Origin of the sequence: Mycobacterium bohemicum DSM 44277 (assembly GCF_001053185.1) — a bacterium.
GTDB classification, from domain to species: Bacteria; Actinomycetota; Actinomycetes; order Mycobacteriales; family Mycobacteriaceae; genus Mycobacterium; species Mycobacterium bohemicum.
Genome location: NZ_CSTD01000004.1, coordinates 227,345 through 238,503, shown reverse-complemented (window position 1 = coordinate 238,503; position 11,159 = coordinate 227,345). Strand labels below are relative to the sequence as shown.

Sequence of the window (11,159 nt, the reverse complement as noted above, 5' to 3'; positions counted from 1 at the left end):
GCCAGTTCCGCGGGCCCGGGCGCCACGTAGGCGGCGGCCTCGTCCATCGCGTCGGGCAGGTGCGGCCACTGGGCGCGCCAGGAGCGGGTGAGTTCCTCGGCCAGCCACGCCGGGCTGGAGGCCTGCATCTGGGCGGTCGTCGCCGCCAGGCCGTCGGCGCGCAGTCGCTCCGCCGAATACCGGGCGGCCAGCGCCGCCGGAGCGGCGTCCGGGGCGCCGGCCCACGCCGGCAGGGCGGCCAGGACCGCGACCGTGCGACCGGGATGGGCCAGCGCCCACGCGGTCGCGACCGCGGCGCCGATCGAGACGCCGCCGACGGCGATCGGGCCGTCGCGGGCCGCGTCGTCGAGCGCCGAGAGGTAGCCGTCGATCAGCCGGTCCGCCTCCGGCGGCGGCGCCACCAGCACCGCGCCGACCTGCCGCAACGGCCCCGAAAACGCCCGCCGGACGAAGTCGTCGTCGGAGCCGGTTCCGGGCAGCAGAACCGTCGTCACGCCCCACAGGTCGACAGCCACCACACGATAGTGCCCCGGGCCTCATCCGCCCTCCAACACGGTGTTTGGTTCGGTTGGCGCGGGGGAACCAACAGGTCTACGGTGACCGTTGGCATAGGACAAGTACCAGGCATATCAGCGAGTCATAGCATCGTCAGGAGTGGCCATGGGGGCCCAAGGTTATCTGCGCCGGCTCACCCGTCGGTTGACGGAGGATCCGGAGCAACGTGACTCCGAGGAGTTGTCCCACGAGGTCGCCAGCACCGGCGCGCAGCGCGTGATCGATTGCGAGCGCGGCCAGGAGGTCACCATGATCGGCACGCTGCGCAGCGTCGAGACGAACGGCAAGAGCTGTTCCGGCGGGGTCCGCGCCGAACTGTTCGACGGCAGCGACACCGTGACCCTGGTGTGGTTGGGTCAGCGCCGCATCCCGGGCATCGACTCCGGGCGGACGCTGCGCGTGCACGGCCGGCTCGGCACGCTCGAAAACGGCACCAAGGCCATCTACAACCCGCACTACGAAATCCAGCGGTGACCCTTCCGCAGGATTGGGAGGCGGCTCCGCAACCCGCGCGAGCGGCCGAACCGCCCGCGGCCGCGAACCGTGTCAGCCCCGAGCGGCTGCTGGCCCAGATGGGCGGGCTGAGCGGCGTCATATATTCGTCGCTGCCGGTGGTGACCTTCGTGGCGGTCTCGAGCGTCTCGAGTCTGGTTGCGGCCATCGCGGCGGCGGTGGGCCTCGCCGCCCTGATCCTGCTGTGGCGGCTGGTCCGGCGGGAGTCGATCCAGCCGGCGTTCTCCGGCTTCGCCGGCGTCGCGGTCTGCGCGCTGATCGCCTACGCGGTGGGCCAATCAAAGGGCTACTTCCTGCTGGGCATCTGGATGTCGCTGCTGTGGGCCGTGCTCTTCGCGGCCTCGGTGGTGATCCGTCGCCCGCTGGTCGGTTACGCGTGGAGCTGGGCCGGCGGGCACGACCGGGCGTGGCGCGGGGTTCCGCGCGCCGTCTACGCCTTCGACGTCGCGACGGTGTGCTGGGTGCTGGTGTTCGCCGCGCGGTTCGTCGTCCAGCGGCTGCTGTATGACGCCGACAAGACCGGTTGGCTCGGGGTGGCGCGGATCGGGATGGGCTGGCCCCTGACCGTGGTGGCCGCCCTGGTGACGTATGCGGCGATCAGGGCGGCCCAGCGCGCCATCCTCGGCGCGGACGCCCTCGCGGAGGCCGACTAGTACTAGTCGCTCGGCGGCGGGGAGTCGGGGAGCACCAGGTTGCGCAGCTCCTCCTCGACCTCTGCCGCCGCGACGAACAGCAGCTCGTCGCCGCCCTCCAGCGGCTCGTCACCCTCGGGCACGATCACCCGCGGGCCGCGCAGGATCGTCACCAGCGCCGCGTCGCGCGGCAACTGCAGCCGGCGCACCGGCTTGCCGCCCCACGGCGTGTCGTCCGGCAGGGTGATCTCGACCAGGTTGGCCTGGCCGCGGCGAAACTCCATGAGCCGCACCAGGTCGCCGACGGCGACGGCCTCCTCGATCAGCGAGGCCAGCATGCGCGGCGTGGACACCGCCACGTCGACGCCCCACGCGTCGGTGAACAGCCACTCGTTGCGGGGATCGTTCACCCGGGCCACCACCCGGGGCACCGCGAACTCCGTCTTGGCCAGCAGGCTGAGCACCACGTTGGCCTTGTCGTCGCCGGTGGCGGCGACCACCACGTCGAAGCCCTCGAGGTGCACCGACTCCAGCAGGCTCAGTTCGCACGCGTCGCCCAGGCGCCAGTGCGCGGCCGGGATGGCGTCGACGTCGACGTGGTCGGGGTTGCGCTCGATCAGCGTCACCTCGTGGTCGTTGCCGACGAGCTCGCGGGTCACGGAGCGGCCGACGGCGCCGGCCCCTGCGACAGCTACCTTCATTTGCGCCCCTTTCCCCCGCAAGCGGGCGGTGCCCCCACAAACCCGGCTTCACCGGCTCCTTCGTCGTCGGCGCGTTTCATTTGCCCGGTCCCTCGAATTCCTCACTGGGTGGCAGCGCGGCAATGGCCACCGCTTCCGCGGCGCGGCCGGAGATCGCAGCGATGTAGACCTGATCGCCGGCCTGGATGACGGTCTTCGGCTCGGGCAGCACGCCGGTTCCGAACCGGATCATGAACGCCACCCGGGCGCCGGTGGCCTGCTCGAGGTCGGTGGCCCGGTGCCCGACCCAGTCTTCGTGCAGGTCGAGCTCGGCCACGGCGACGGTGCCCGTCGGGTCGCGCCACTTGGCGGTCTCGCCCTCCCGGGTGAGCGCATTGAGCAGGCGGTCGGTCGTCCACGGGACGGTGGCGATCGTCGGGATGCCGAGGCGTTCGTACACCTCGGCCCGCTTGGCGTCGTAGATCCGGGCGACGACGCGCCGCACGCCGAAGGTCTCGCGCGCCAGCCGCGCCGAGATGATGTTCGAGTTGTCGCCGGACGACACCGCCGCGAAGGCGTCGCTTTCCTCGATCCCGGCCCGCAGCAAGACGTCCCGGTCGAACCCCTGGCCCAGCACCCGCTCGCCGGCGAACTCCGGGCTCAGCCGGTTGAAGGCGGAACTGTCGCGGTCGATCACGGCCACGTCATGGCCGATCCGGGACAGCCCGTCGGCCAGCGACGACCCCACCCGGCCGCAGCCCATCACAACCACCCGCACTTGAGGCCTCCCGGCTGGTCCCGCGTCTCGTCGCTCGAACGGCGAGCCAACCTGGCCAGCCCGTTTCGGTCGGGAACATTCTCGCCTACGAAACGCTATCAAGCCGCGGCGGGCTTACTCTTGGCTCTCGTGCCCAAACTTTCCACCGCCGCGCGGCGGCTGCTGATCGGCCGGCCGTTCCGCAGCGACCGGCTGAGTCACACCCTGCTGCCCAAGCGGATCGCCCTGCCGGTGTTCGCCTCCGACGCGCTGTCGTCGGTGGCGTACGCACCGGAGGAGATCTTCCTGATGCTGTCGGTGGCCGGGGCGGCCGCGTATTCGCTGGCACCGTGGATCGGGCTCGCGGTGGCCGCGGTGATGCTCGTCGTGGTGGCCAGCTACCGGCAGAACGTGCACGCCTACCCGTCGGGCGGCGGCGACTACGAGGTGGTCACCACCAACCTCGGCGACACCGCCGGCCTGGTCGTCGCCAGCGCGCTGATGGTGGATTACGTTCTCACGGTTGCGGTTTCGACCGCGTCGGCGATGTCGAACATCGGCTCGGCGATCCCGGTCGTGGCCGAGCACAAGGTGCTGTTCTGCGTGGCCGCGATCCTGCTGGTGACGGCGATGAACCTGCGCGGCGTCCGGGAGTCCGGCGTCGCCTTTGCGATCCCGACCTACGCGTTCATCGTCGGTGTTGTCGTCATGATCGTCTGGGGCCTGCTGCGGGTCTTCGTGTTGGGTGATCCGCTTCGGGCGGAATCCGCCGGTTTCCAGATGCATGCCGAAAACGGAAAGGTCGTCGGTTTCGCGCTGGCCTTTCTGGTGGCCCGGTCGTTCTCCTCGGGATGCGCCGCGCTGACGGGCGTCGAGGCGATCAGCAACGGGGTGCCGGCGTTTGAAAAACCCAAGTCGCGCAACGCCGCGACCACATTGCTGATGCTGGGCGCGATCGCGGTGACGCTCTTCATGGGCATGATCCTGCTGGCGAAGAAGACCGGGATCCAGGTCGTCGACGACCCGGCCAAACAGCTGGCGGGCACGCCGCCGCACTATTACCAGAAGACGTTGGTGGCGCAGCTCGCTCAGGTGGTGTTCGGCAGCTTCCACATCGGGTTCCTGCTGATCGCGACGGTGACGGCGCTCATCCTGGTGCTCGCGGCCAACACCGCCTTCAACGGGTTCCCGGTGCTGGGCTCGGTGCTGGCGCAGCACAGTTACCTTCCGCGCCAACTGCACACCCGCGGAGGCCGATTGGCGTTCTCCAACGGAATCCTGTTCCTGTCGGGGGCGGCGCTCGCGGCGATCATCGCGTTCCGCGCCGAGCTGTCCGCGCTGATCCAGCTGTACATCGTCGGCGTCTTCATTTCGTTCACCCTCAGCCAGATCGGCATGGTCCGGCACTGGACCAGGTTGCTGCGCACCGAGACCGATCCGGGAGCCCGGCGCAAGATGATGCGCTCGCGGGTGGTCAACACCGTGGGGCTGGTCGCCACGGGGGCGGTGTTGTTGGTCGTCCTGGTCACCAAGTTCGTCGCCGGGGCGTGGATCGCGCTGTTCGCGATGAGCCTGCTGTTCGGGATCATGAAGATGATTCACCGGCACTACAACACCGTGAGCCGGGAACTGGAGGAGCAGGAGGCCGCCCAGCATGGCGTGGTGCTGCCCAGCCGCAACCACGCCCTGGTGCTGGTGTCGAAGCTGCACCTGCCCACCCTGCGCGCGCTGGCCTACGCGCGCGCGACTCGCCCGGACGCGCTGGAGGCGCTCACGGTCAGCGTCGACGATGCGGAGACCCGCGAGCTGGTGCACAGGTGGGAGGAGAGCGACATCAGCGTGCCGCTCAAAGTCATCGCCTCCCCGTATCGCGAAATCACCCGCCCGATACTCGATTACGTCAAGCGGATCAGCAAGGAGTCGCCGCGCACGGTGGTGACCGTCTTCATTCCCGAGTACGTGGTGGGCCACTGGTGGGAGCAGCTGCTGCACAACCAGAGCGCGTTGCGGCTCAAGGGCCGGCTGCTGTTCATGCCCAACGTCATGGTGACGTCGGTGCCCTGGCAACTGACGTCGTCGGAACGGCTGCAGAGCTTCCAGCCGCACGCGGCACCGGGCGACGCCCGTCGCGGGATCTTCGACTGAGCATGCAAGATTCGACGGCGCGCGCAGAGTTGACGGTGGTCGCCGGCGCGCCCGCCAACGGCGGCAGCTGCGTGGCCCACCACGAGGGCCGGGTGGTGTTCGTGCGCTACGCCCTGCCCGGCGAGCGGGTGCGGGTGCGGGTCACCGCCGACCGCGGATCTTATTGGCACGCCGAGGTTGTCGAGGTGATCGAGCCCTCCGCGGACCGGATCGCGTCGCTGTGCCCGATCGCCGGCGTGGACGGCTCGGGGTGCTGCGACCTGGCGTTCGCGACGCCGGAGGCGGCCCGGGCCATCAAGGCGGACGTCGTGGCCAACCAGTTGCAGCGCCTGGGCGGACATCAGTGGAGCGGCGAGGCCCAGCCGCTGTCCGAATCGCCCGGCACCGGTTGGCGCACGCGGGTGCGCCTGGAAGTCGGCGACGACGGTTGCCCCGGCTTTCACCGCTACCACAGCGACCGGCTGGTGACCGACCTGCGCTGCGCCCAGCTGCCCGACGGGATGCTCGACGGCCTGGACGTGCCGGGCTGGCCGCCGGCCGCGCAACTGCACGTGGCCGTCGACGACGACGGCCAACGCCACGTGGTGCGCACCCAGCGGGAGCGCGGTCGCACGACGACCACGGTGGTGCAGGGCGGGTATGACGGCGTCCAGCGGGTGGGCGCGCGCTCCTGGCGGGTGCCCGTCACGTCCTTCTGGCAGGCGCACCGGGACGCGGCGCGGGTGTACAGCGCGCTGGTCGTCGACTGGGCGCAGCCGGCCACCGGCATGACCGTGTGGGATCTCTACGGCGGCGCCGGCGTCTTCGCCGCCGACGTCGCGGTGCTGGACCCGCCGCGGGCGGGCGCCGGGCGTGAGGTCATCGACCTCCTGGCCGCCGCCTCGGTGCCGCGCGTGGTCCACATCGGTTGTGAGGCAGCATCGTTCGCGCGCGATATCGGCCTCTACCGCGGCCACGGCTATGCCGTCGAGAAGCTCAGCGTCTTCGATGCGTTCCCCCTCACGCATCACACCGAGTGCGTGGCGCTGCTCAGTCGCTAGGTGGGCTCGGCGCCACCACCGCAGGCCCGCAGCGGCTAGACTCCGTCGCGGTGTGCCGGGAAGCCTGGTCGGCGATGTTTCCGGCAACCCACCGAAAGGCTTCCGTGCCCCCCACGAACCCCACCCGGTCCAACCTCACCCGCATCCGGTTGCCGTCATCGTGAACGAGACCTACCGCTACGCGCTGATCATCTTGTTCTGCAGTGCAGTCGGTTTGATCGCGGTGCTCGCGAACCGGCTCACCGAGCGGATCAAGGTGCCGGTGGCCCTCCTCGTGCTGGTCGGGGCCGCCGTGGCGGTGCACGCGGTGCCGGCGGTCCAGCCGCTGTCCGAGCCGACCGTGGAGCGGGTCATCACCATCGCGCTGGTGCTGGTGCTGTTCGACGGCGGCATGCACATCGGGCCGTCGCGGTTCCGCGCGGCGGCGGTCCCCATCTTGTCCGTCGGCGTCCTGGGCACCGGTCTCGTCGCCGCGGGCGCCGCGCTGCTGCTGCACTACGCGTGCGGACTCGGCTGGTATGTCGCGGTGCTGGTCGCCACGGCGGTGGCGCCCACCGATCCCGCGGTGGTCTTCTCCGTTCTGGGCAAACGCGAAATCTCGGGCCGCAGCAGCACGATCCTGGAGGGTGAGTCCGGTACCAACGATCCGGTGGGCATCTCCCTGATGGGCGGCCTGATCGCCGCCGGCGGGCTCAGCGCGGCCGGATTCGTCACCGTGGGAACCCAATTCGCCCTGCAGATGGTGATCGGCACGGCCGTGGGGGTGGTTGGCGGGCGGATCCTGATGGTGTTCATGCGCCGCGTGGCGCTGCCCAGCGAGGGGCTGTATTCGCTGCGCACGCTGGCGTCCTGCCTCATGCTGTACGGCTTGGCGACCCTGGCCCACGGCTCGGGGTTTTTGGCGGTGTTCGTCGCCGGCATCGTGATCGGCGACGGTCGCGCGCCCTACAAGCCGGAGATCAAGCGGTTCCACGCCGCGCTGGCCGGCCTGGCCGAAATCGTGGCCTTCGCCGTCCTGGGCCTGACCGTGGACCTGGGCGTCATCGCCCACCCCGACGTCTGGATCCCCGGGCTCGTCCTCGGCGTGGGTCTCACGGTGCTGATTCGCCCGTTGGCGGTGAGCGCCTGCCTGGTGCGTGTGCGATTGGAGCGAAACGAACGCGCCTTCATCCTGTTCGCCGGTCTCAAGGGCGCGGTGCCGATCCTGCTGGGCGAGTTTCTGCGGGCCGCGCACATCGCCGACGCCGAGCGCCTGTACGGCATCGTGGTCGTGGTCGTCGTCTTCTCGGTGCTGGTGCAGGGCAGCTCGGTGCCCGGCGTCGCGAGGCTGCTGCGCCTGCCGATGCGCACGGTGGAAACCCAGCCGTGGCAGATCGGTGTGCGGCTCGCCGACGAACCGCAGGGCGTTCACCGGTTCAGCGTTGCCCGCGGGTCTGCGGCCCAGGGCTGCACCGTCGAGGGCCTCGGTGACCGCGTCGGCGACATCTGGGTGAGCATCGTCGTGCGCCCCACCGGGCTGGTGCCGGTGCGGGGCGACACCGAACTCCAGGCCGGCGACGAGGTCGTCGTCCTGGCCGATCCCGAACTTCACGACACTCTGGCCGAGCTGTTTGGCCGCGCCTAGGCGACGCGCACGACTGAACCCACGATGCCGTCGCTGCGTAAACTGACTGGATGCTCGAACAAATTCGTGGACCCGCCGATTTGCAGCACCTGTCCCAACAGCAGGTGCGGGATCTGGCCGCCGAGATCCGCGAATTCCTGATTCACAAGGTCGCCGCCACCGGCGGGCACCTGGGACCCAACCTGGGCGTGGTGGAGCTGACGCTGGCGCTGCACCGGGTCTTCGACTCGCCCCACGACCCGATCATCTTCGACACCGGCCACCAGGCCTACGTGCACAAGATGCTGACCGGGCGCTGGCACGAGTTCGAGACCCTGCGCAAGAAGGGCGGCCTGTCGGGGTATCCCTCGCGCGCCGAGAGCGAGCACGACTGGGTGGAGTCCAGCCACGCCAGCGCCGCCCTGTCCTACGCCGACGGCCTGGCCAAGGCGTTCGAGCTGACCGGGCACCGCAACCGGCACGTCGTCGCGGTGGTCGGCGACGGCGCGCTGACCGGCGGCATGTGCTGGGAGGCGCTGAACAACATCGCCGCGTCGAACCGGCCGGTGATCATCGTCGTCAACGACAACGGCCGCAGCTACGCGCCCACCATCGGCGGCCTGGCCGACCGGCTGGCCACGCTGCGGCTGCAGCCGGCCTACGAGCAGGCGCTCGAGGCCGGCCGCGAGGCGCTGCGTTCGATGCCCTTCGTCGGCGAGTTCGTCTACCACTTCATGCACAGCGTCAAGGCCGGCATCAAGGACTCGCTGGCCCCGCAGCTGCTGTTCACCGACCTCGGCCTGAAGTACGTGGGCCCCGTCGACGGTCACGACGAGCGCGCCGTCGAGGCGGCGCTGCGCCATGCCCGCGGGTTCGGCCGGCCGGTGATCGTGCACGTCGCCACCCGCAAGGGCATGGGGTACGCGCCGGCCGAGGCCGACGAGGCCGAGCAGATGCACTCGACCGTCCCGATCGACCCGGTCACCGGCCGGGCCACCAAGGTCGCCGCCCCGGGGTGGACGGCGACGTTCTCCGACGCGCTCATCGGCTACGGCCGCACGCGCCGCGACATCGTGGCCATCACCGCGGCCATGCCCGGGCCCACCGGGCTGACGCCGTTCGGCGAGCGGTTCCCGGATCGCCTCTTCGACGTCGGCATCGCCGAGCAGCACGCGCTGACCTCGGCCGCGGGCCTGGCGATGGGGGGCATGCACCCGGTGGTGGCGATCTACTCGACGTTCCTCAACCGCGCCTTCGACCAGATCATGATGGACGTGGCGCTGCACAAGCTGCCCGTCACCCTGGTCCTCGACCGGGCGGGCATCACCGGCTCCGACGGCCCGAGCCACAACGGCATGTGGGACCTGTCGATCCTCGGCATCGTGCCGGGGATGCGGGTGGCCGCCCCCCGGGACGCGACGCGGCTGCGCGAGGAACTCGGCGAGGCCCTCGACGTCGACGACGGCCCCACCGCGCTGCGCTTCCCCAAAGGCGATGTCGGAGAGGACGTTCCGGCCCTCGAGCGGCGGGCGGGCATCGACATCCTCGCCGTTCCGGCCGACGGGATGAACCAGGATGTGTTGCTGGTGGCGGTTGGCGCGTTCGCGTCGATGGCGCTCGAGGTGGCCAAGCGGCTGCACAACCAGGGCATCGGCGTCACCGTGATCGACCCGCGCTGGGTGCTGCCCGTGTCCGACGGCGTGCGGGAGCTGGCGACCCGGCACAAACTGCTGGTGACGCTGGAGGACAACGGCGTCAACGGTGGCGTGGGCTCGGCGGTGTCGGCCGCGCTGCGGCGGGCCGAGATCGACATCCCGTGCCGCGACGTCGGGCTGCCGCAGGAGTTCTTCGAGCAGGCCTCCCGCGGCGAGTTGCTGGCCGACCTCGGGCTGACCGACCAGGGCGTGGCCCGGCGGATCACCGGATGGGTTGCCGCGCTGGGCAGTTCGGTCACCGAGTCGGAGATCAGCGAGCGGCTGGACTAGCCGGCCGGGGCATCCCCATCGGCGGATGACTCGTCGGCGCCGTCGTCGTCCGGCGGCTGCAACGCCCGCGCCAGCTCCGGAACCGCGAGGTGGCGCTGCCACGCCCGCGCCTGACCGGCCCGCAGGAAGGCCTCGACGGCCTCCGTCACGTCGGCCCCGCCGTGGCGGTGGACCTCCCAGTCCCAGCACAGCCGGCGCACCAAATCGGGCGAGAGCAGGTTTTCGGTCGGAATCCCGACCCGCTCTGACACCTCCGACAGCGCCGCCCGTGCCGCCTCCAGCCGCGCCGCCGCCTCCGGTTTGCGCCGGCTCCACCGCGCGGCCGGGGGCGGACCGTTGGGCGCGTCGGTGTCGTCCGGCGGGCTGGGGTTCGTGCGCGCCGCCTGAAGGGCCGCCAGCCAGGTCGCCGCGCTGCGACGCTGGTTGCGCCCGCCGAACACCGGCAGCGCGACGAGGTCCTCGACGGTCGTGGGGTCGGCGACCGCCGCGTCGATGATGGCGGAGTCCGGCAGCACGCGGTGCGGCGCGATGTCGCGGCGCTGGGCGATGTGGTCGCGGGTGGTCCACAGCTCGCGGACGGCGGGCGGCCGGGGCGGGCTCCCGGCCGCCGACCTGGCGCAGGTGGTCGAATTCCTCTGCGGCCCAAGCGCTTTTGCCCTGCTCGTCCAGGATTCCGGAGATCGCCGCGCGCAGCTCGATCAACAGCTCCACGTCCAGGGCGGCGTAATTGAGCCATTCGGGGGGCAGCGGGCGCCTGGACCAGTCGGCCGCGCCGTGGCCCTTGACCAGTCCGAACCCGAGGAGCCGTTCGACCATGGTCGCCAGGTTCACCCGGTCGAATCCGGCCAGCCGCCCGGCGAGCTCGGTGTCGTAGAGCGCGGGTGGCCGCATGCCCACCTCCGCGAGGCACGGCAGGTCCTGGTCGGCGGAGTGCAGGATCCATTCGTCGTCGCTCAGCACCTCGGCGACGGGCCGCAGCGCGGTCAGCGGGTCGGCGCCGTGGCTGACCGGGTCGATCAGCACGGTGCCGGCGCCGGCGCGCCGGATCTGGATCAGGTACGCGCGGTTGGAGTAGCGGAACCCCGAGGCCCGCTCGGCGTCGACGGCGAACGGCCCGTGCCCGCCGCCGAGCAGCCCCGCGGCCGCCTCGATCTCGCCGACGGTGACCGACAGCGGCGGAACCCCGTCGGCGGGACGCAGCAGCGGCGTGGGTTCGGGCTCGGGTCCCTCGACTGCGGATTCGCCCATG

The 11,159-nt window shown here is 71.1% G+C and carries 9 protein-coding genes and 1 pseudogene; 6 read left to right on the top strand and 4 right to left on the bottom strand.

Annotation, left to right across the window (positions count from 1 at the left end; genetic code table 11):
• A partial coding sequence (locus tag BN971_RS18370) for a hypothetical protein (RefSeq protein ID WP_090350425.1) occupies positions 1 to 515 on the bottom strand: 515 nt, incomplete at its 3' end.
• A 145-nt stretch (positions 516 to 660) separates the two neighbouring features.
• Between BN971_RS18370 and BN971_RS18365 the strand changes: the two genes are divergently transcribed.
• Both BN971_RS18365 and BN971_RS18360 read left to right on the top strand, forming a co-directional pair.
• Positions 661 to 1,029, top strand: a complete 369-nt coding sequence (locus tag BN971_RS18365; RefSeq protein WP_085181251.1) for an OB-fold nucleic acid binding domain-containing protein — start codon at positions 661 to 663, stop codon at positions 1,027 to 1,029.
• 98 nt (positions 1,030 to 1,127) lie between these two features.
• Positions 1,128 to 1,721: a DUF3159 domain-containing protein gene (locus tag BN971_RS18360; protein ID WP_085181369.1), complete on the top strand. Its 594-nt coding sequence runs from the start codon at positions 1,128 to 1,130 to the stop codon at positions 1,719 to 1,721.
• A 2-nt stretch (positions 1,722 to 1,723) separates the two neighbouring features.
• Here the strand turns inward: BN971_RS18360 and BN971_RS18355 are convergent, their stop codons facing one another.
• Together BN971_RS18355 and BN971_RS18350 are read right to left on the bottom strand one after the other, a co-directional pair.
• Entirely contained in the window at positions 1,724 to 2,401 is a 678-nt protein-coding gene (locus BN971_RS18355; protein ID WP_085181250.1) for a potassium channel family protein, read from the bottom strand.
• A gap of 76 nt (positions 2,402 to 2,477) precedes the next feature.
• Positions 2,478 to 3,158 carry a potassium channel family protein gene (locus BN971_RS18350; RefSeq protein WP_090350423.1) on the bottom strand — a complete coding sequence of 227 codons (681 nt, stop codon included), beginning with the start codon at positions 3,156 to 3,158 and terminating at the stop codon, positions 2,478 to 2,480.
• 129 nt (positions 3,159 to 3,287) lie between these two features.
• Between BN971_RS18350 and BN971_RS18345 the strand changes: the two genes are divergently transcribed.
• The 4 genes from BN971_RS18345 (at position 3,288) to dxs (ending at position 9,910) form a co-directional block, all read left to right on the top strand.
• Entirely contained in the window at positions 3,288 to 5,282 is a 1,995-nt protein-coding gene (locus BN971_RS18345; protein ID WP_085181249.1) for an APC family permease, read from the top strand.
• A gap of 2 nt (positions 5,283 to 5,284) precedes the next feature.
• A complete protein-coding gene (locus BN971_RS18340; RefSeq protein WP_090350421.1) occupies positions 5,285 to 6,322 on the top strand; it encodes a class I SAM-dependent RNA methyltransferase in 1,038 nt (345 codons plus the stop codon).
• Between the two features lie 160 nt (positions 6,323 to 6,482).
• Positions 6,483 to 7,946 (top strand): cation:proton antiporter domain-containing protein, encoded by a 1,464-nt coding sequence (locus BN971_RS18335; protein ID WP_245836769.1) that lies wholly within the window; start codon positions 6,483 to 6,485, stop codon positions 7,944 to 7,946.
• A gap of 50 nt (positions 7,947 to 7,996) precedes the next feature.
• Positions 7,997 to 9,910, top strand: coding sequence for a 1-deoxy-D-xylulose-5-phosphate synthase (gene dxs / locus BN971_RS18330; RefSeq protein ID WP_085181246.1), 1,914 nt, complete (start codon positions 7,997 to 7,999; stop codon positions 9,908 to 9,910).
• Here dxs and BN971_RS18325 read toward each other — a convergent pair.
• A pseudogene (locus BN971_RS18325) lies at positions 9,907 to 11,158 on the bottom strand (ribonuclease D). The gene dxs and the pseudogene BN971_RS18325 sit on opposite strands and share 4 nt — an antisense overlap.
• Position 11,159: the final 1 nt, after the last annotated feature.